Here is a 20,349-nt window from a genome sequence, read left to right on the forward strand (position 1 = left end):
CATGAAAAAAACTTTAGTGTTAGCCACTGGCAATCCGGGTAAAGTCAACGAATTAGCGCAGATGCTAAACCCGCTTGAAATAAACGTTGTGCCACAAAGCGATTTTAATGTGCCAGAAGTAGCAGAAACAGGCACCACCTTTGTTGAAAACGCTATTATCAAAGCTCGCCATGCTGCAAAAATAACGGGGCTACCAGCTATTGCTGACGACTCAGGGTTAGAGGTTGATGGCCTTAACGGCGCCCCTGGCGTTTACTCAGCTCGCTATGCCAGAGAAGGCGCTAGCGATCAAGATAATATTGATAAATTATTAAGCGAACTTGCTAACAACCCTAACCGCAGTGCCCGTTTTTGGTGTGTGCTGGTATTAATGCGTCATGCTGATGACCCTACTCCACTGATTTGCAGTGCGAGCTGGGAAGGACAAATTACGCAAAGCCAAGATGGCCAAGGTGGTTTTGGTTACGACCCTATTTTTTATGTGCCAGAACTTGAATGCACCAGTGCGCAATTAACTAAGCAGCAAAAAAATGCAGTAAGCCATCGTGGTCAGGCATTACAACGTTTATTGTCTGAGCTTAAGCTCAAAGGCGGCCTGTGAATTTACCACCATTAAGTTTATATGTGCACGTCCCTTGGTGTGTGCAAAAATGCCCGTATTGTGATTTTAATAGTCACGGTCAAAAAGGTGAGATCCCTGAAAAGGAATATGTGCAGCATTTAATTGATGATTTAAAAACCGATCTGCACTTAGTGCAAGGACGTAAAATTCATTCAATCTTTATCGGTGGTGGCACGCCTAGCTTATTAACCGGTGAGGCCTACGTTAATTTATTAACGGCGGTGGATTCATTAATTGGCCTAAGTGAAAACTGCGAGATCACCTTAGAAGCTAACCCCGGTACGGTTGAAACAGGACGTTTTAAAGACTATGTGGCAGCTGGCATTAATCGTATTTCGATTGGCGTGCAAAGCATGCAAGACGACAAACTCAAAGCGTTGGGGCGTATTCACGGTGCCGATGAAGCCATATATGCCGCAGAGCAAGCTCATGAAGCAGGTTTAAATAGCTTTAATCTTGATTTAATGCACGGCTTACCGGGACAATCTGTTGCTGATGCGCTGAGCGACTTGAAAAAAGTCATCGCCCTTAATCCGCCACATATTTCGTGGTATCAGTTAACGATTGAGGCCAATACCCAATTTGCCTCTAAACCGCCAACGTTACCGGCCGATGACACCTTATGGGATATTCAAGAGCAAGGCCAAGCCTTACTTACTGAGGCAGGTTATCAGCAATATGAAATTTCCGGCTATGCAAAACCAGGTTTTCAATGCCAACATAACTTGAATTATTGGCGCTTTGGCGATTATTTAGGCATTGGTTGTGGTGCCCATGGTAAGGTAACCGATGCTAAAACAGGCATCATTACCCGCACTGAGAAAGTAAAACATCCTCGCGGTTATATGGATTTAGCTAAGCCGTATTTATTTAAACAGTGGCCAGTTGAACAACACGACTTACCGTTTGAATTCTTTATGAATCGCTTACGGTTATTTGAAGCCTGCCCAATTAGTGACTTTACAGCCTTAACTCAGTTACCGCTGCAAAGCCAAGCTGATGCGCTGCAACAAGCCATTGCCAAGGGTTTGCTTAAGCAAACGGATAGTCACTGGCAGGTAAGCCAAAAAGGTCATCGTTTTTTAAATGACCTGCTAGAATTGTTTGTGTAATAACAACCCAAACTTTACTAACAAATACACACTAATAATAATTAATAACCTTCAATGGTTTCTAACAACAAAAGGGAAAACATGCGTAAACTAACCTTTATCGCCGCCGCAGTGAGTATTGCACTGCTAGGTGGTTGCCAGCAAACACCAGAGCAACAAAGCACGCCAACTGTACAAGCACAACCGGTACAAAGCGAAATAGACAAAGCGAATGCGTTCTTCGAAGATACTTTTAACCGTGATGTGATGAGCAGCCCTGTTTATCAAACATACATGGGTATCAAACAAGACTACGACAAATGGGATGACGGTAGCGAAGCGCGCGTACTGAAAGATCATCAACAAACAAAAGATGATTTAGTGGCATTAAACGCTATTAACCGCGAACTCCTAGATGACACCACAAAAGTTAGTTATGACCTTAAAAAGCAAGACCTTGAAAACAGCATTGCTGATTTTAAATGGCGCTATCATAACTACCCAGTGAACCAAATGTTTGGTACTCACTCGATGATCCCGGCCTTTTTAATCAACCAACACCAGATTTCTGATGTTGCCGATGCCAAAGCCTACATCTCGCGTTTGAATGGCGTAACCACGGTTATTGATCAACTGATCACTGATTTAGAAGTACGTGCTGATAAAGGCATTATCGCTCCTAAATTTGTATTCCCACATGTGATTGATTCAAGCAAAAATATCATTCACGGTGCGCCATTTGAACAAGGTGATGATTCCACCTTACTTGCCGACTTTAAACGTAAAGTTGCGAAGCTTGAAATTGCTCAAGCTGATAAAGACGCGTTAATCAGCGATGCTGAGAAAGCCCTTAAAGCGGCTGTAAAACCTTCTTACTCTAAGTTGATTAATTATTTGGCACAGCTTGAAAAACGTGCTGATGATCGTGATGGTGCTTGGAAGTTTCCTGATGGCGAAGCGTTTTACAACAACGCATTAGCGCGCACGACTACCACTGATTTAACGGCTAAAGAGATCCACACCATCGGTTTAGCTGAAGTATCTCGTATTCATGACGAAATGCGCCAAATCAAAGAAAAAGTTGGTTTTAAAGGCGATTTAAAAGCCTTTATGCAGTTTATGAAAACCGATAAGCAATTTTACTTACCTAATACTGAAGCAGGTAAGCAGCAATACCTTGACGAAGCCACGGCACTTATTAACACCATGAAATCACGCTTGGATGAGCTATTCATTGTTAAGCCTAAAGCCGACATGATTGTTAAGCGTGTTGAAGCCTTCCGTGAAAAAGCGGCTGGTAAAGCATTCTACCAACAGCCTGCACCAGATGGTTCACGCCCGGGTGTTTACTACGCTAACCTTTACGACATGGAAGCAATGCCAACGTATCAAATGGAAGCGCTGGCTTATCACGAGGGTATTCCAGGTCACCACATGCAAATTGCAATTTCGCAAGAGCTTGAAGGCGTGCCTAAGTTCCGTAAATTCGGTGGCTACACAGCCTATATCGAAGGTTGGGGCTTGTACTCAGAGTTATTACCAAAAGAAATGGGCATGTATGCAGACCCTTATTCTGACTTTGGCCGTCTATCGATGGAACTATGGCGTGCATGTCGCTTAGTGGTTGATACTGGTATCCACGAAATGAAGTGGACTCGCCAACAGGGTATTGATTACTACGTAAATAACACGCCAAACGCGACGTCTGACGGCGTTAAAATGGTTGAACGCCACATTGTAATGCCTTCGCAAGCAACGGCTTACAAAGTAGGTATGCTGAAGATTCTAGAACTTCGTGAAGCTGCCAAGGTTAAACTAGGTGATAAGTTTGATATCCGTGAATTCCATGATGTGGTACTTAAAAATGGCGCAGTGCCACTAAACGTACTAGAGAACTTTGTTGATGAGTGGGTTGCAAGCAAACTAGCAGCTTAAGCATCCTTACTTTATAACATATACAAAGGCCGTATCTACGGCCTTTTTTATTGCCTGAAAGATAGATAAACACTTGACCAACAAGTGCTTTACGCTAGGATAAAGCACTTGATATACACGTAACGTATAGGATTAACAATGGATACATGTATCAGTCAACTAAACCAACAGATGCAGCAGCATCAGTTGCAAGCCATTGTTGATAGCTTTGCCAGTTTATCTGCAATACAACAAGCCATGCAGTTACAGCACTTATATAGCAGTGCGCAACGCATGAGTGTAAAATATACTTATCTGCAAAATATCGCCACACGCATATTAACTCAACACTCGCTACCAACAGCCATCATCAGTCAGCTAAATAATACCGACCAATTAAGTTTTTTTACCCCTGGTCTAAAGTTCAATCATGGTTTTACACAACAAAACCAACAGCAGCAAAATGTATTGCACCGCTTATTTAGCGAGTGTAGTGAGGCTAAATTACCGTTTAATTATGTACGTTCACTGATGCTATTTGAAAGTAACGAAAACTTGTTGCAAGCTTTAGCGCAAGTTAATGATATCGGGCTGACCCCAGTTGCAAGTTACATTGCAAACAATCCAGCCCAACACAGCTTACCAAAGCATGAATTTTCGGCCTTGCTGGCATTAATGGAAGTTGAGTTTAAACAAAATCAGGGCAATATAAACACTGCCGCATTCTTAAAAGCCTTACTCACGTTATCTCAAACAAGCCCAGACAAGCCACTCAGTGACTATAAAATACTGCTCAGTGGCGCTTACTTACGCTGTAAAACAGAACAAGTTGAGCGCTACCTTGTACAACATAAATAATATTAATCAGATAAATAATATTCAACGCTGGTTACAACTCGCACTTTTTTGATCTGCGGAGTGTTTGAATCGCGGTCGATTATACTAAACTGCCCTTGTCTTGCGGTGCGAATTTTACCTAGTTTTGACTGTGAGTCCTTGGCAAATTTTAATGCCACTTCGCGAGCTTTTTCGGTGGCTTCTTGCACCATTGCTGGTTTTATATCGTTTAGCCCAGAGAACAAATATTCAATGCGGGTTTCATAGTTATCTTGCACAATCGCAATACCTTGTTTGGCTAGCTGGCCCACCTTAGTTAAGGCGTTTTGCACTTTATCAGGCTGCTGCGAATACACGGTAATATTTGCGCGGGCAATATAGCGAAACTGTTGATTATCAGCGCCGTATTCGCGCGCTTGTTTATCAACAATTGATTGCCTACCTTGGCTGATCTCTTGTTCATCAAAGCCATGCAGTTTTAAAAAAGCGATCACTGCGGCATTTTTCTGCTCAACCCGTTCAACTAACTTTTCGAGGTCATTATCTGCATCACTAAATTGTACCGGCCAGATCACTGTATCAGCAGTTACTTCACGCTCTGCTAATCCTTTAACCTCAACCGTGCGTTCCATATTTTTTACATCAAGCGCTGCTGATTTTAAAATCCATCCGCAGCCAAGTATAGCGACACTCAATACAGCTGCGCCAAGCAACTGATAATATCCATTTGGTTTATTCATTTAATGATCCTTTGATAATAATCAATTATATGTGGTTATGATGCTCGAAAAATCAACCTAAACAGGTTACATTGAGCATATACTCAAACCACCTCAAGATGCGAGCGTCGTTAGCAAAAAGATTATATGCATCACCTCGCTAGAAAACAAATAACCCGCAAGGAAAGACCATGAGTGTAAAACGCATTAGTCAGTTTTTCAACCCGACTTCGGTTGCCGTGATTGGTGCATCGAATAACGTTTCCCGAGCAGGATTTGTAGTAATGCGCAACTTATTACAAGGCGGATTTAACGGCCCTATCATGCCAGTAAGCCCGACTAATAGCGCCGTACATGGCGTGTTGGCCTACCCGTCAATTGCGGCGCTACCGAAAATACCGGACCTTGCGGTTATTTGTACGAACAAACACACCCTACTTAATATCATTGCAGAGCTTGGAGAGTTTGGCTGTAAAAATGCGATTGTGATCGCAGCCGGACTCAATCATGAACAAAAAACAGCACTGCAAGAAGCCGCTAAACAAGCCAAAGTATCGTTACTTGGCCCTAATTGTTTGGGTTTGTTGATCCCTCATATTGGCCTCAATGCGAGTTTTTCTCACACTATCGCAAGCCCTGGTAAATTAGCGTTTATTTCACAGTCCGCAGCTGTGTGCTCCACTATTTTAGATTGGGCAAAACACAAAGAAATTGGCTTTTCATACTTTGTCTCTGTGGGTGATTGTTTAGATATCGACTTTGCTGAACTACTCGACTTTTTAGGTCGCGATGCAAAAACGAAGGCTATTTTGCTGTACATCGATAACATTGAGAATATCCGCAGCTTTATTTCAGCTGCTCGTGCCGCTGCGTTTAGTAAACCGGTGATCGCCATTAAAACCGGTAAAACAGCGGCTGGAGCGCTTGCTGCCGAAATTCACACTGGCGGCAAGCAAAGTTCAGATGCGGTGTATGACGCCCTCTTCCAACGCGCAGGTATGTTACGGGTAAATGATTTAACTGAACTGTTTGCTGCTACACAAACACTGGCCATGCATCCTAAATTATTAAAGGTGGAACAACTCACCATTTTAACCAATGGCGGCGGCCCCGGCGTAATGGCCGTTGATAGCTTATTACAAAGTTCTGGTAAGCTGACACAATTGAGTGAAGAAACCCGTGCGGCGCTCAATAAAGTGATCCCACAGTCGGATATGACCTCTAATCCGGTGGACATTTTTGGTGACTCAGTTCCGGCACGCTACCAACAAGCACTGGAAATTTTATTGCATGCTAAGGAAGTAAAAAATCTACTGATCATTCATACGCCATCAGCCCTTGCGCCAAGTGAAGACTATGCATTAATTATCGCTGAAACGTTGAATAAACTACCGAAAATGGCGCGTCCTTATGTGATCACAAATTTTATGGGCGAAGATGCCGCCTATGCCGCCCGTCGCGTATGTAGCAACTACGGCATTCCTACTTATCGCACCCCTGAGGGCGCAGTACGCGCCTTTATGCACTTAGTAAGTTATCGCCGTAATCAAAAACATTTAACCCAAACTCCAGAGTCAAACACAGATGACGCTAAAATCAATAAACACGCAGCAAAAGCGCTCGTGAATGAATTTTTAGCAGAGCAGCAAAGCTATCTATCCACCCATCAAGCCAGCCAAATACTCGCTCACTATGGCGTTGAATGTATTCAAACCGAGGTCGCATACACACCAACAGAAGCAAAAGAACAAGCCATAGAGCTAGGCTTCCCGGTTGCACTGAAACTGATCAGCCCTAGCATTCCATCTAAATCAGAAGTCGGTGGCGTAGTACTTAACTTAAACGATGCACAAGAGGTTGAACAAACCGCCTTTGCCATGCTATTGAGAATAAAAAACACCTACCCTGATGCGATTATTGAAGGCTTTTCACTGCAAAAAATGGCACCTAGAGCTGGCGCCAATGAACTACGTATTGCGATAAAAACAGAACCGAATTTTGGTCCTGTAATACTTCTAGGAGAAGCCGGCACGGGTCTAGAGTTTGCTCAAGCAGCGGTTGCTTTACCACCTTTGAATATGAACTTAGCAAAGTATTTAATTGCTGCGGCGCATGACAAAGGCGTGCTTAAAGAGCGTATTTTGCCTGAGAAAGTTGATAAGTATCGCCTCTGTGCACTACTGACCCGTATTTCTCAGTTAGTTATTGATCAACCCGATATAACTTCGCTTGAGTTAAATCCTATTTTAGCCAGTAATGGCCTGTTTTTGGTGCTTGATGCCACCATGACCCTGAGTCACTACCAAGTACAATCACATCGTAAACGCTTATCTATTCGCCCTTACCCAATTGAGCTGGTTAAACAAGTGACGCTGAAAAATAATACCCTTGCGACACTCAGACCAATAAAGCCAGAAGATGAGCAAGCGCACCAAGAGTTTGATCTATCTCTCAGCAAAGAAGATCGCTACAAACGCTTTTTTGGCGAGCTGCCGCAGTTTAACCACGATCAACTCGCTAAAATGACACAAATTGACTACGATCGTGAAATGGCGTTTATTATCACTCAAGACAACGCCACGCTTGGCGTCTCTCGGGTGTTAATGGACCCTGATAAAGTGCATGCCGAGTTTGCTATAGTAGTACGCTCAAACTGCCAAGGCCTTGGCTTAGGTGGCTTATTAATGCGCGCCGCTATTGAGTATTGTCAAAGCCAAGGCGTACAATTCATTGAGGGTATCACCCTGCCGGAAAATACCGGAATGATTGAATTAGCCCGAAAACTAGGCTTTAAGATCAGCCGCGACTTTGAAGAAGGCAGCATTAATATGGTACTTGCTTTAACTCCCAATAACACACACGGATAATAGCTTGAATAATTTACGTAAACGCACAGCGCTATTTTTTGAAGGTAATGGGGAGTACCGTAAGACGGGTCATTACATCGATATATTTCTAATATCGCTGATAATGATTAATGTCGTTGCGATTGTGCTTGAATCAATTGCGAGTTTAGCTCATCAATATAAGCATGAATTTTTAATGTTAGAGTTAGGCTCAGTAATTATATTTGCGATCGAGTATTTGCTTCGCCTTTGGTCATGCGTAGAACGTGCCGAGTACAAAAGTCTAAACTGTGGTAATTTTCAACGTCGTTTAAAATATTTACTCTCCCCTTTAGCCTTAATTGATCTAGTGGCAATCCTGCCCACGATCTTAATGATGTTTATCACCTTTGATTTACGTTTTTTAAGAGTGCTCAGACTCCTACGTGTTTTTAAGCTCACTCGTTACTCACGAGCAATGCAGCTACTTTTACAATCATTTCGTGATGAAAGCAGTTCGCTTTTGGCCGCATTCTTTATAATGGCAGTGGTGCTAATTTTAGCTTCCTGCGGAATTTATTTAATTGAACACGATATACAACCGGATAAATTTGGCTCCATTCCTGCGGCAATGTGGTGGGCAATGGCAACGCTGACCACTGTAGGTTATGGTGACGTTGTGCCAGTAACACCGCTAGGGCGTTTTTTTGGCGGCGTGATCACGTTACTGAGTATGGGAATGGTAGCAATACCCACCGGCTTATTAGCTTCGAGTTTCTCTGAACAGCTACGTAAGCGTAGGATCATGTTTAGTGATGCGGTGCATGAATGTCTGCATGATGGCGAGCTAGATGGCAAACTAGATGATGCGCAACTGGAGCATCTAGAGAATTTGCGCTGTAAGCTTGGTTTAAGTAAGCAAGAAGCAAACAAAGCAATTAAGTCTCAACTTAGTGCACGCACTAAAAACCTTTATTGTCGTCACTGCGGTGAACGCCAAGACTAGATATAGCTTCTAGTTAAAATTTCAACTGTTTAGGGCATCAACACCGCGATTGGTTTAATTGTAGTGTTGAGTCTCAAAAACGTTATGACTCAGCAAATAAAACCCAAGCTATAAAAAAGAAGAAAGCAAAGAAGACCATACCTTTTATATAGCCAGTATTTCGAACTTTAAGCCAAAATTCTCTTTGAGTTTTTTGCTCCGTATGACTGAGCAAATAATCACAATGCGGGCACCTGTTTCCTAAGTACATAATCAAATTACAATTAGGACATCTCGCTGATGGCTTAAATTCGGACATATCCATAATAGTAGGCTTCTCAGGCTTCATAACTTCCTTGATTCATAATAGTTATTTTTTTGCTAAAACAAGTTAAGCTTAAAAATTCAAAAAAGTAACCATTTATAAACTCGGCACTGATATTTTCACCATTTAATAAAACTCTAGCTAGCATTAGTCTTCATTCAACAACGACTGCCAGTCTTTATTTAATAATGCGCTTACATCATCACCTGGGATTGGTTTACTGAATAAATAGCCCTGAAATAAATTACAGCCTAAGTTGCGCAAAAAGGTAAGCTGCTGCTTAGTTTCAACGCCTTCTGCGACGCATTCTTTACCTAAGCTTTTCGCCAATGCAAGCGTTGACTGAATAATCGCTTCATCGTCACTATCTATACCAATATCAGTTACAAAACTGCGATCAATTTTCAGTACATCGATCGGAAAGCGCTTTAAATAAGTGAGTGAAGCATAACCTGTACCAAAGTCATCCATATATAAGCGACAACCTAGTTGCTTCAACTTTGACATGCTATTTAACGCTTGCGGTGAATCATGCATCAGCACTGATTCTGTAATTTCAAACACCACAGAGCTGGCTGATACATCAGCATTAATTAGCGCACTGCGAATTTCATCAACTAAATTTTTATACTCAAAATCCAGTGCAGACAGGTTAATAGACACATACAAGTCAGGCTTTTGTAACTGCCACTGTTTAAGTTCAATCAACGCTCTAGCTAAGGTTTGCAACATAATTTTTGTGATCAAACCAATACTCTCAGCAGCAAGCGCAAACTCTTGCGTTTCATAGCTGTTATTTTCTGGCCAACGCAGCAATACTTCCAGCCCTTCGGCCTGATGAGTTTTAGCATTAACAATCACTTGGTAATGATTACAAAACGCATGATTTTGGTAGGCTTGAGTTAATTGTGATTCTAAATGCAGAGAGCGTTGTACATGCTGATTCATTTCTTGTTTATAAAATTGATAACAACCTTCCAAGCTCTTTTTCGAATGATACAGTGCAATATCAGCCGCTTTAATTAAACTTTTAGCACTGAGTGCATCATCAGGCGAAATCGCCACGCCAATACTTAAACTGACACTAATCGCTTGGTTGTTAATAATGATGTTGTCATTCAAGCTGGCCATCAACTTAACGCACAGTAAAACAACCTCTTCGATTTGTTGAATGCCCTCGACTAACAACATAAATTCATCACCGCTAAAACGGGCTACACTATCTTTGGCCTGTACACGCGATTTGATCCGCAGTGCCACCGCCTTTATTATCTCATCGGCAGCTTCATGCCCTAGCGAGTCATTAAAATACTTAAAACGTTTGATATTAATATTGAGTAACGCTACTTTTGAATTTTGGCCTTTTGCCTGTTCAAGTGCGTGTTCAACTCGGTCATTAAATAAAGTACGATTTGGTAACCCCGTTAAACTGTCGTAATTTGCTAATAAAAACAATTCATTTTCAGCTAACTTTTGCGCATTAATATCAGTGAGGATGACCACATAGCTTTCTAAGCGTTGTTCAGTATCTGCCACAGCACTGACTTTAATTAATACATGGCGAGATTCACCATTAGCTAAGTAAACGGTATCTTCTGCAGAAAAATGTTCACCAGCTTGCAATTCCTTCATTACACGTAAATAGTTAACCCTTACAACACGACTTAACCCTAAGTGTAATGAGCAGCTAGAACTATAATCAACAGGAAAGTTAAATGCGCTCTGCAGTGCTTTGTTGGTAGCTAAAATACGTAAACTTTTATCCAGAATAAAGACCCAATCGCGGGTTTGCTCAAATGCTGCGCCAAATAAACGGGCATGTTCTTCAAACACTAATTCACGAGTCATATTAGTATAAGTGCCGGCCACTTTCTCGGGTGTGCTTCCTTGCCATGCAACCACTTTGCCAAAGTCTTTATACCAGCGCCAATAGCCTAATTTATGGCGTAAACGATAGGTGCAGTTAAAATAGCCTTTTTCGGTGGATAAAAATTCTAACCACTCAATGCGAAAATTTTGTTTATCTTTAGGATGAATTTTTGCTAAATAATCATCTAAATTAACCGATTCAACATCATAACCTAACTCATTTTTAAGCCGTGGTTGATAAATTATTGGACTTGCAGATTGCCAATCCCACACCCCTGAACGGCTCCCTTCCAATGCTAACTTTAAGCGCGCTTCACTTTCTTGGCTTTCTCTGTGGGCTGCTAATAATAATTGCTGAATTCGATTACGACGCATTATCCAAGCTGCTACTAATCCAAAAAATACCAGTGCGTAAAGCACTATAAACTGAGGTGCGCGCCATAGCGGGTATTTAACCACAATATCCAGCACTGCCGGTTGTGTGTAGTCGCCAGTAAGCGGATCTTTAGCCCAAATTTTTAGTTGGTATTTGCCGGGATTAAGTTTTGGAAATAGCACTCGGTTATTATTACGGGTATACGATTTTTGCCCATCAGAGAGCTGATACTCATAAATAATACGTTCCTGATAATTAAATGCCATTGCCGAAAAAGCCACTTCGAGACCGATATCGTCGTGCTCTAAGGTGATTGTTTTTATAGGTTGCTTAAGATCCGTAGATAATTCACGAGACATCAAATCAATGCTGGTTATATTTACGTGATCAATTAAACCATGCCTAGGGTGATTATCATTTGGGTAAAAATAACTAAACCCTTTTAACGTACCATAGACTATTTGGCCAGTTTTTAAACGCGTAAATGCACCACTATTAAACTCGGTAGAGACCAGTCCTTCTGAAGTTGTAAATTGCTGAAAGTGTTTATTTTCTGGATTTAATCGCCATATTCCTTTATGACTACTCATCCAGATCATTCCAGCATCATCTAACACCATATCGTACAATAAGGTGCCGAGCTTATTTTTATCTAAATCTATGGTATACAACAGCTTGTAATTCGATGCATCAAGACCAATTAAGCCAAAATTCGATAACGTGATCCACAGCACATTATTATTATCAACAATATAAGACATTACATTAACGGCTACATTTTCATGTTGCTGTGGCACTGTATAGATTTTTGTTAAAGCAAATGAGTTTGGATCAACCTGATAAAGCACCCCTGCATTATAAAATAACGGGGAGTCAGATTTGGTAGATAAAGGCGGTAAGAAACCATAAGCTAAAAACGGTTCAAATTTTTCAAATTCACCACCTAAAGGAGTGATCTTTTGGCTGTCGATATTATAAACAAACATGCCATGATCAGAATGAACATAAAATAATTCACCATTTGGCATCAATACCGAGCCATGTACCCACCCTGTGATCAGGTGTTGCTGGCTTGGGTCGGCTGTTGTCGCTGGAAAAATTTCATAGCTATGCGGATCAAAACTAAAAATCCCGCGATTAGTACGCAGCCACAATTTATCTTTATAAGGAGAAATAGCGTAGATATTAAATTCAGTGGTAAATAAATCAGCTTGATAATCTTTTAAAAACACTTGTCCTTGATTAGTTTTTAAATCAACCGCAGTTAAACCATTATGAGTTGCTAGCCAGAGTTTATCTTCATACTCGGTTATGCCCCAAATAGAAGGGTGCGATAAACCATCACCGGAGAGCATGCTGGCATTAACATTTTCAAAATGATAATTATCATAAGGTAAATAAAATGCCCCATCACTTTTAGTCGCTGTCCACATAGCGCCGTTATTATCTTTGACAATATCGATAACACTTGGATCTGCCAGTGAGTATTTACTTTCTTTTACTCTATTATTTTTAGTCAGCTCACCGGTATTCAAATCGAGACTAAATAAACCTTTATCGGTGCCTAAATCAAGCACCCCATGGTCATTTATTATTTTCCAAATATTAAGATCATTCAATATGGTTTTATTTTTAAAAGGCACATCTGGGCGCTCAAACATACTCGGTAAATCACTAATATCAACTTGATATAAACCACGTACGGCCCCCACTAACAGTTGCTCATTTTCGCCTATTGCAAACGACTTTATATAATTTTGATATACATGGTCTGGCTCAGTGCTTAAATGCTCTAATTTTCGGTATTGCCCAGTTGCTATATGATAGACATATGCGCCAGTACTGGCGGCAATAAAGATATAACCTTTGTAATGTAATAAATCGCGGATCACGGTATTACGAGTGCGCTCTGGTAATTCAAAAATAGTCTCAATTTGGCCCGTCGCTAAATCAAGGCGAGCAAAATCCCAACCGCGACCAATCCATAATGACTTATTATCGGTGGCAACCATACTAAATACGGACTGACTTAAAACTTGCTCTTCAGTGGTAGGTTTTGATAAAAATTGTTGGTAACTATCGGTACTTGGATCATAGCGAAATAGCCCTGCAACTAACGACGCAATCCAAATATAACCATCAGGGTCTTGATATATAAGGTCAATAATTGCTTCATCTAGTTCACCATTAGGCCCTGCAATATGTACAACCTGATAGCCATCGTAACGATTTAAGCCCCCTTCCGTCGCTAACCAAAGATAGCCGCTTTTATCTATCAACATGGTACTGACATAGCTTTGTGATAAACCTTCACTTGGCGATAAACGTTTTACCTGCGCCATAGCAACTTGGCTAGCAACAACTGAGGCGGCTAACAAAAAGAATATACTAGCCTTAAACCATTGACCCATTTAAATTTCCACGTAGTTGTTTTAACTAATTATTTTAACTAGCACTGCATAGCTACGATATTTCGTTGCTGATAGACAGTAAAGAGTGTATCCAAAGGTGACGGCAATGTTAACACAAAGTTAAACCCAATTGATTGATAAAAATAAGCTAAATGCGTATAAGCAAATGTATAAACGAGTGAGTTTTGGTTAGATAAGGTATGTATTAGTAGCTGTTTGGCAAGTCCTTGACCACGCCAAGCAGGTGCAACCAGCAAGGTAGACAAAAACAAATAATCACTGCGATTTTGAATTCTGCATGCCGCGACAATAACTAAGTCATGATAAACAACCCACACTTGATCTTGTCTGGTTGCCCGACCTCGGGCTTTATATTGGCTGTAAAACTTATTCACTAAGGGGGTTTTAATTGGCTCTAGGCATTCAAAACGCAATGCCGTCATTAACTTTGCATCGTCGCTAAATATTGTTCAAATTGCTGCTTCAAAAACATCTGCTCTGCCACTGGGCGACTATGAATTGTATTGTATATTTGCTCACGAGTACTCTTACCACGCTTTATTTGATAAGCCCAAAACGATGCCTCGTAATCCAATTGAATTTGATATTTTTGTTCACGAGGTAGTAAGCATAAGTTAAACGACATAAATTACCAGTTATTACTAATCATATTAATGCCCAGAGTATAACAAACATTTGCCTAAAAGAGTCACGGCTAAACTTGCGCTTTTTAGCTTTTAAACGTAGATTGGTGGCGTTTTTAGTCCTAATATGGAAACGCTGTGATTAAGTGCTTTTTTTCTCTCATAGTGCTCTGTTATTTACTAACGCCACTGAGCACTATAGCAAACACACAACATATGCTATTTAATCGCCCAGCCGATACCCCACAGGCTCGCTATGTTATTGAGCTGATGACCCTTGCATATAAAGAACTTGGCTATGATGTACATATTATTGACTTTAATCACCAAAGCGCTTTATCTGCAGCGAACAATGGCACGCTTGATGGCCAATTAGGGCGAGTGGCCAGTATCAGTCAACAATATCAAAACTTGCATCCGGTTAACTTTGCGCTATTTGAGTTTAACCTTGTGCTATTAAAAAACTGCCAGCAATGTACATTTGAGCAGCTAGACAATATCGCCATTCAAGTTGGTTATCCTGCAGCGCAGAGTTACCTTAACGAACACCCTTTTATTGGTGACATTATTAAGGTGAAAAGCGTCACTGCTCAACTTAATTTACTCACTCAAGGTAAAGTACAAGGTGTAATTTTACTCGACTTTTTATTATCGACTAAACACCCTCAGTTTAATATTAAGCAATTTCAAACTGAAGTACTGGCACCGATCAAAAGCTTTCACTTTTTGCATTCACGCCATAGCGCGTTAATACCTAAGCTTGAAGAGCAACTGCATAAACTCAATGAAAATGGCACAATTCGTTTACTCAGGGCTAAACATCATCTTGATTAAAAACCAAAATCCCCCTGCTCAGGTACTGCTGGCTTAGCGCCAAGTGCTTGGCGTTTTTGCAAGTAACGCTTATAACGTTGTTGACACAAACTGATGACTTGCTTTTTTTCTACGTTTGAAAATGAATTCCAACCAAAGCGCTCCTCCCGACTTCGGTAGCAGCCTTTACAATAGCCTCGGTTATTTACCTCGCAAATGTCTTTGCAAGGACTTGGAATTTCAAAAATTTCAATTTGTTGCATAGCAAACATCAGTCAATATACACAACTTTAGTATAGCCCGTTTTTTAAACGAAAAAAAACCGTAACTTAATTACGGTTTTTTGAAGACGTTTTACATTGGTTACTGGCCGCTTTCGCTACTTTTAAACTCAACTTTACGATGAAATGGCTTAGCGTACATTGCTAACACCAGTGGTTTTAGCTCATCTGGCACACGCGCCAGACGCATCTCAAATGCCTGAGCGTCGGCTTTATCAATCACCGCTTGTTTACAACCACCCGCAATGTAGTTCCCAGGATGTAAAAAAAACGAATCAATAATTTGCTGATCAATGGTTTTTGCCAGCTGCTCTGGTGATTCACACCCTTCTTCAATTGGTTGCCCAAATGCTAAATGAACATGCCCTTTGGCGGTACTAAAACCTTCAACAATACTGGCAATATCTTCACCCGCTGACTTAACATATTTACCATGATGTTGCTTATGATAAAGCTCTTTGGCTTTGGCTGTTGCGCAAGGTTCATATTGATATGAAATTGATACTGGTACAATTTTTAGCTCGCGTACATATTCAGCAAACTCTTTCTTTTGCTTACGACCATTAAGCTGCAACATTTTAAGTAACGCAGGATCTGTTTGATCAAAGCCATCTTTAGCGCGGCCTTCTTTTTGTGCAATCCAAATTGAATCACCACCAGCAAGCGAATCGTAAATATAAGCTGAAAGCTGCGATAGTGCTCTAAGCATTTCTTTTGGCGCTTTAACAGAGCGCTTAACAATAAAGCTTTTATTTAAACGCATCAGTTCGGTGATATAAGGGATTTGCAGTAAGTTATCACCGATGGCGATACGGACTGTCTTCATTTTATAGCTGAATAAGCCCCAATTAATTAACGCAGGATCAAGTACGATATCGCGATGATTTGAGATAAACAAATACGCTTGCTTTGGATCAAGTTGATCCAAACCAGAAAAAGTCACCTCAGTTGTGGTGCGTTTTACCAGCTGTGCTAAATACTTAGCAACGATTTGTTGAACTTGCTCAACACTGTTGATAGCGCCCCACTTTTTACGTAACTGATACTTTACCAATGCTCTAGACAGCAAAGGTACAGCTGATAAAAAACGCGGTAAGTTATATTTTGCAACTACATCAATAAACGCATTATCATCAATCAAACGTGCAACCGAAGCGGCTACTTCATCATCATTGTAAGGTCTTATATCTGCGTACTTGTCCACTGGCTCACTCATTACTGCATCTTTAAAGTTAAAAAAACGGTGCGCTCATGCGCACCGTTTATATTCTATAGGCGATTATAACTCAGACAACCTAAAATGCGAACTAAGTCATTAATTTGGTCCATTGTTTATATTTTATAACCGCTAAAAATCTATTTAATAACATTCAATTATGCAATGCTCTTACCAGTACTACGGTATTTACTAAGCGCTCCTTTAAGAACTAAACGCACCATTAACAGCGCTAAAATAGTACCACAGAGAAGGGTTAGCCAATGTGGTAGCACTTGATGTTCTTCACCTAATAATGGTGTAACAACAAAGCCAAATTCAGCCACTAAATAATCAGTTAAAAAGCCAAATATTAAAGCAACCCCTATTACACCAACTAAATAAGCAACTACTGCACGTTTACCAAGCTCATTAGCAACCACGCCAAGCGTTGCGACATTCGTGGCAGGACCCGCAAGCATAAACACCAACACCGCCCCCGGCGATACACCGCTCAATAACAAACCAGCTGCAATCGGCGTTGATGCGGTCGCGCAGATATACATGGGAATACTAATCACGATCACCACCAGCATAGCCAAAATACCACTGCCCCATTGGCTTAAAAATGACTCTGGCACATAAGTTTGCACTAAAGCTGCAAAGAACAAACCAATCATTAACCACTTCATAGTGTCTGATAGCAATTTGTTACAGCTAAAACTCACTGCCTGTTTCATCTTTTGCCATTGACTAGCTGGTGCTGCACTTGTTGTATCGCAACAGTTAGTCTTCTCTTCGACCACTGCTGATTTTGTTGAGCAGCAACTTGCCTTCTCTTCGACCACTGCTAATTTCGTTGAGCAGCAACTTGCCTTCTCTTCGACCACTGCTGATTTTGTTGAGCAGCAACTTGCCTTCTCTTCAGCCACTGCTGATTTTGTTGAACAACAACTTGTTGTAGCTGCTCGCTTTTGCTCATTATTAACTTCACTAGAGTGATCTGTAGTTTGCGTTTTTTCAGCATCACGCCCCACTAAGACACCTGCGACAATAGCACTACAAATCGCCGCTATTGGACGAATTATTGCCATAAAAGGACCGAGTAGCACATACGATACCGACACCGAATCAACCCCAGTTTCAGGAGTCGATACTAAAAACGCAGTGGTAGCACTTTTTGAAGCGCCTGCACGTCTTAAACCAATTGCAGCGGGTATTACACCGCACGAACACAACGGCATTGGCGCACCAATTAAAGCAGCTTTAACAGTGGTCCAAAAACCTTCTTTACCTAAATGTTTATTTAAAAAATTTGCCGGTAAATACACATTTAATAACCCGGCAATGAGTAAACCAAGCATTAACCAAGGGGCAGATAATAAAAATAACTGCCAAAAATTATTGAGTAAGTCCATCGATGTCCTCCAAAGTGGTTAATATTGAACAGTTATCTGCGGGCTCTTGTCCGCCACAGCACTTATCAGCTAACACGGATAATGATTGATGAAAACGTGTTAATTCAGCAATGCGCTCTGCGACTAAGTCACGCTTTTGTATTGTTAGGTTTTTAACTTCATGGCAAGAATGCTGATGTTTTTTAAATTTAATTTGCAGCAACTCCTTGATCTCTGCCAAGCTAAAGCCAACATTTTTAGCACGTAAAATAAACTTCATTTGCTTTAATGCAGCTTCACCATAATCGCGATAACCGGCCCCGGTTCGACTTGATGGCGTTAACAAATTATGTTTTTCATAGTATCTTAGGGTATCTGTAGAGACACCTAACTGATTAGCAAATTCACCTATTTTCATCTGTGTCTCCAATGAGTGTATTATCAACTGATGCCAAGTATAAACCTTAGAGTACACACCAAGGTCAAGCATTAAAATTATTTTATTTAATAAGGAAAGCGCATGAATATTACCCTTCTCGATACTGCCACATTAGCAGGCACATCACTTGAGCCTTTTCAAACACTTGGCAATTTCACTAGTTATTCACTAACCAGTCCAGCACAAGTATTAGCGCACAGTGCAGGCGCTGATGTATTGATCACCAATAAAGTGGTACTTAATCGCGAAACACTGGCAAAACTTCCTGAATTAAAGCTCATATGTGTAGCCGCAACTGGCACTAACAATGTTGATTTAGTCGCCGCTAAAGAGTTTGGCATTGCCGTTACCAATGTGGCCGGGTATTCAACACCTTCGGTTGTACAACATACCTTTGCACTGATCACAAATTTACTGGGTAATACTCACCGCTACATTGCTGATTGCCAACAAGGGTTATGGCAACAAAGTGAGATGTTCTGCCGCCTTGATTACCGTTTTAATGATATTGGAGGTAAAACTCTGGCAATTATCGGTTATGGTTCGCTTGGTAAAGCTGTTGCGGATGTTGCACGTGCTTTTGGTGCCAATGTAGTTATCAGTGAGCGTAAAAACCAAGTAACTAGAGAGGGCCGAACAGAATTTTACCAAGCAATAAAAACAGCTGATATTATTAGTGTACACTGCCCTTTAACCGATGAAAGTCGTGATCTGATTGGTGCTGCTGAACTTGCTATGATGAAACCCAATGCCATTTTAATTAACACCGCGCGCGGTGGTATCGTTAATGAAGCTGATTTAGCCAACGCACTGAGCAATAACCAAATTGCAGGAGCGGGATTTGACGTATTAAGTAAAGAACCAGCTGCGAAGGATAATCCATTGGCCGCTTATCGTGGTGATAATTTAATACTGACTCCACATATTGCATGGGCCAGTGAAGAGTCAATCATTCGCTTAGTAAAGCAAGTCAGCTTAAATATTAGCGCATTTAGCCAAGGTCAAAGCTTAAATAGACTGGTCTAATCAACTAACTTTTAGTTAGTTACGCTATACAAGGTGGTTAAATGTAATTTACCGCCTTACAAAAAAACCTAATCTATTGATTTTAAATAATATAAAATATTGGCCAGTTCTTTGCTAACTAATAGACAAATTAAAATCAATATTTAGTATCAGGATAAAATAATGAAAAAAGTACTTTTAATTGCCGCGCTTACAGCCCCTCTTCTTACTGGTTGTGTAATTGCAGTATCCGATGGTGAAGCAGAAACGCATTGGGCTGGTAATAGTTCAAGCTGGGAAGAACATCATCAATTTAATCGTGAAAGCATCTCGGGGCTCACTTTAGATACCAGCTATCAAAATGTATTAAATAAATTAAAAACTCCCGACTTTACAGAATTATTAAAAAAAGACGGTGATGTATACCAAGTACTATTTTATGCCACCCATAGTATTCACTCTGACGGAAAAATGACAAAAGATGAATGTACTCCACTGGTCTTTAAAAACGAGAAACTGATTGGTGTGGGTGATAGTATTTATAATTCACTTAGCGCCATTTAGACACAAAACTAAAGCAGTAAAGAGTGGAGCATATTCA

At 40.8% G+C, this 20,349-nt stretch carries 17 protein-coding genes; 9 read left to right on the forward strand and 8 right to left on the reverse strand.

Features of this window, described 5'->3' with window-relative positions; genetic code table 11:
• The first annotated feature begins 1 nt into the window (after position 1).
• The 4 genes from H5154_RS12345 to H5154_RS12360 all read left to right on the forward strand — a co-directional run bounded on the left by H5154_RS12345 (position 2) and on the right by H5154_RS12360 (position 4,485).
• Positions 2 to 601, forward strand: a complete 600-nt coding sequence (locus H5154_RS12345) for an XTP/dITP diphosphatase (RefSeq protein ID WP_182718462.1) — start codon at positions 2 to 4, stop codon at positions 599 to 601.
• Positions 598 to 1,734 carry a radical SAM family heme chaperone HemW gene (hemW, locus tag H5154_RS12350; protein WP_182718463.1) on the forward strand — a complete coding sequence of 379 codons (1,137 nt, stop codon included), beginning with the start codon at positions 598 to 600 and terminating at the stop codon, positions 1,732 to 1,734. The genes H5154_RS12345 and hemW overlap by 4 nt, the downstream gene beginning before the upstream one ends.
• An 81-nt stretch (positions 1,735 to 1,815) precedes the next feature.
• On the forward strand, positions 1,816 to 3,648 hold the full coding sequence (locus tag H5154_RS12355) for a DUF885 family protein (RefSeq protein ID WP_182718464.1): 1,833 nt from the start codon (positions 1,816 to 1,818) through the stop codon (positions 3,646 to 3,648).
• A 138-nt stretch (positions 3,649 to 3,786) separates the two neighbouring features.
• A complete protein-coding gene (locus H5154_RS12360) occupies positions 3,787 to 4,485 on the forward strand; it encodes a hypothetical protein (RefSeq protein ID WP_182718465.1) in 699 nt (232 codons plus the stop codon).
• A 2-nt stretch (positions 4,486 to 4,487) separates the two neighbouring features.
• Here H5154_RS12360 and H5154_RS12365 read toward each other — a convergent pair whose 3' ends face one another.
• On the reverse strand, positions 4,488 to 5,204 hold the full coding sequence (locus H5154_RS12365; protein ID WP_182718466.1) for an SIMPL domain-containing protein: 717 nt from the start codon (positions 5,202 to 5,204) through the stop codon (positions 4,488 to 4,490).
• A 170-nt stretch (positions 5,205 to 5,374) separates the two neighbouring features.
• Between H5154_RS12365 and H5154_RS12370 the strand changes: the two genes are divergently transcribed.
• Both H5154_RS12370 and H5154_RS12375 read left to right on the forward strand, forming a co-directional pair.
• Positions 5,375 to 8,050: a bifunctional acetate--CoA ligase family protein/GNAT family N-acetyltransferase gene (locus H5154_RS12370; RefSeq protein ID WP_182718467.1), complete on the forward strand. Its 2,676-nt coding sequence runs from the start codon at positions 5,375 to 5,377 to the stop codon at positions 8,048 to 8,050.
• A gap of 4 nt (positions 8,051 to 8,054) precedes the next feature.
• Positions 8,055 to 9,014 carry an ion transporter gene (locus H5154_RS12375; RefSeq protein WP_182718468.1) on the forward strand — a complete coding sequence of 320 codons (960 nt, stop codon included), beginning with the start codon at positions 8,055 to 8,057 and terminating at the stop codon, positions 9,012 to 9,014.
• Positions 9,015 to 9,465: 451 nt separating this feature from the next.
• Here the strand turns inward: H5154_RS12375 and H5154_RS12380 are convergent, their stop codons facing one another.
• From H5154_RS12380 to H5154_RS12390, 3 genes are read right to left on the reverse strand one after another with little or no spacing between them, the layout of a single operon-like run.
• On the reverse strand, positions 9,466 to 13,974 hold the full coding sequence (locus H5154_RS12380) for an EAL domain-containing protein (RefSeq protein WP_182718469.1): 4,509 nt from the start codon (positions 13,972 to 13,974) through the stop codon (positions 9,466 to 9,468).
• A 38-nt stretch (positions 13,975 to 14,012) separates the two neighbouring features.
• Positions 14,013 to 14,417, reverse strand: coding sequence for a GNAT family N-acetyltransferase (locus tag H5154_RS12385; RefSeq protein WP_182718470.1), 405 nt, complete (start codon positions 14,415 to 14,417; stop codon positions 14,013 to 14,015).
• Positions 14,417 to 14,620 carry a DUF3283 family protein gene (locus H5154_RS12390; protein WP_064667173.1) on the reverse strand — a complete coding sequence of 68 codons (204 nt, stop codon included), beginning with the start codon at positions 14,618 to 14,620 and terminating at the stop codon, positions 14,417 to 14,419. Before H5154_RS12390 ends, H5154_RS12385 begins: the two co-directional genes overlap by 1 nt.
• 214 nt (positions 14,621 to 14,834) lie before the next feature.
• Between H5154_RS12390 and H5154_RS12395 the strand changes: the two genes are divergently transcribed.
• Positions 14,835 to 15,452, forward strand: a complete 618-nt coding sequence (locus H5154_RS12395) for a transporter substrate-binding domain-containing protein (protein WP_149981285.1) — start codon at positions 14,835 to 14,837, stop codon at positions 15,450 to 15,452.
• Here H5154_RS12395 and H5154_RS12400 read toward each other — a convergent pair.
• The 4 genes from H5154_RS12400 to zntR form a co-directional block, all read right to left on the reverse strand.
• The gene (locus H5154_RS12400) at positions 15,449 to 15,694 is read right to left on the reverse strand and encodes a DUF1289 domain-containing protein (protein WP_149981286.1); all 246 of its coding nucleotides are present in this window, start codon (positions 15,692 to 15,694) and stop codon (positions 15,449 to 15,451) included. The two genes, H5154_RS12395 and H5154_RS12400, sit on opposite strands and share 4 nt — an antisense overlap.
• Before the next feature lie 100 nt (positions 15,695 to 15,794).
• Complete coding sequence (locus tag H5154_RS12405) at positions 15,795 to 16,928, reverse strand: 1-acyl-sn-glycerol-3-phosphate acyltransferase (RefSeq protein WP_182718471.1); 1,134 nt, start codon at positions 16,926 to 16,928, stop codon at positions 15,795 to 15,797.
• A gap of 158 nt (positions 16,929 to 17,086) precedes the next feature.
• A complete protein-coding gene (locus H5154_RS12410; protein ID WP_182718472.1) occupies positions 17,087 to 18,325 on the reverse strand; it encodes an SO_0444 family Cu/Zn efflux transporter in 1,239 nt (412 codons plus the stop codon).
• The gene (gene zntR / locus H5154_RS12415; protein WP_149981289.1) at positions 18,309 to 18,722 is read right to left on the reverse strand and encodes a Zn(2+)-responsive transcriptional regulator; all 414 of its coding nucleotides are present in this window, start codon (positions 18,720 to 18,722) and stop codon (positions 18,309 to 18,311) included. The genes H5154_RS12410 and zntR overlap by 17 nt, the downstream gene beginning before the upstream one ends.
• 102 nt (positions 18,723 to 18,824) lie before the next feature.
• On the opposite strand from zntR, the gene H5154_RS12420 reads away from it, so the two are divergent.
• The gene (locus tag H5154_RS12420; protein WP_182718473.1) at positions 18,825 to 19,769 is read left to right on the forward strand and encodes a D-2-hydroxyacid dehydrogenase; all 945 of its coding nucleotides are present in this window, start codon (positions 18,825 to 18,827) and stop codon (positions 19,767 to 19,769) included.
• Between the two features lie 162 nt (positions 19,770 to 19,931).
• Complete coding sequence (locus H5154_RS12425; RefSeq protein ID WP_149981291.1) at positions 19,932 to 20,312, forward strand: DUF3192 domain-containing protein; 381 nt, start codon at positions 19,932 to 19,934, stop codon at positions 20,310 to 20,312.
• Positions 20,313 to 20,349 lie beyond the last annotated feature (37 nt).

The sequence above is a fragment of the Pseudoalteromonas sp. SR44-5 genome (assembly GCF_014163675.1).
GTDB lineage: Bacteria > Pseudomonadota > Gammaproteobacteria > Enterobacterales > Alteromonadaceae > Pseudoalteromonas > Pseudoalteromonas rhizosphaerae.

What these genes read in the sequence shown, in the direction of transcription:
- H5154_RS12345 (WP_182718462.1), top strand. Translation starts at nt 2, where the DNA reads ATGAAAAAAACTTTAGTGTTAGCCACTGGCAATCCGGGTAAAGTCAAC.
- H5154_RS12355 (WP_182718464.1), top strand. Translation starts at nt 1,816, where the DNA reads ATGCGTAAACTAACCTTTATCGCCGCCGCAGTGAGTATTGCACTGCTA.
- H5154_RS12360 (WP_182718465.1), top strand. Translation starts at nt 3,787, where the DNA reads ATGGATACATGTATCAGTCAACTAAACCAACAGATGCAGCAGCATCAG.
- H5154_RS12365 (WP_182718466.1), bottom strand. Translation starts at nt 5,204, where the DNA reads ATGAATAAACCAAATGGATATTATCAGTTGCTTGGCGCAGCTGTATTG.
- H5154_RS12370 (WP_182718467.1), top strand. Translation starts at nt 5,375, where the DNA reads ATGAGTGTAAAACGCATTAGTCAGTTTTTCAACCCGACTTCGGTTGCC.
- H5154_RS12380 (WP_182718469.1), bottom strand. Translation starts at nt 13,974, where the DNA reads ATGGGTCAATGGTTTAAGGCTAGTATATTCTTTTTGTTAGCCGCCTCA.
- H5154_RS12385 (WP_182718470.1), bottom strand. Translation starts at nt 14,417, where the DNA reads ATGACGGCATTGCGTTTTGAATGCCTAGAGCCAATTAAAACCCCCTTA.
- H5154_RS12390 (WP_064667173.1), bottom strand. Translation starts at nt 14,620, where the DNA reads ATGTCGTTTAACTTATGCTTACTACCTCGTGAACAAAAATATCAAATT.
- H5154_RS12395 (WP_149981285.1), top strand. Translation starts at nt 14,835, where the DNA reads ATGCTATTTAATCGCCCAGCCGATACCCCACAGGCTCGCTATGTTATT.
- H5154_RS12400 (WP_149981286.1), bottom strand. Translation starts at nt 15,694, where the DNA reads ATGCAACAAATTGAAATTTTTGAAATTCCAAGTCCTTGCAAAGACATT.
- H5154_RS12405 (WP_182718471.1), bottom strand. Translation starts at nt 16,928, where the DNA reads ATGAGTGAGCCAGTGGACAAGTACGCAGATATAAGACCTTACAATGAT.
- H5154_RS12410 (WP_182718472.1), bottom strand. Translation starts at nt 18,325, where the DNA reads ATGGACTTACTCAATAATTTTTGGCAGTTATTTTTATTATCTGCCCCT.
- zntR (WP_149981289.1), bottom strand. Translation starts at nt 18,722, where the DNA reads ATGAAAATAGGTGAATTTGCTAATCAGTTAGGTGTCTCTACAGATACC.
- H5154_RS12420 (WP_182718473.1), top strand. Translation starts at nt 18,825, where the DNA reads ATGAATATTACCCTTCTCGATACTGCCACATTAGCAGGCACATCACTT.
- H5154_RS12425 (WP_149981291.1), top strand. Translation starts at nt 19,932, where the DNA reads ATGAAAAAAGTACTTTTAATTGCCGCGCTTACAGCCCCTCTTCTTACT.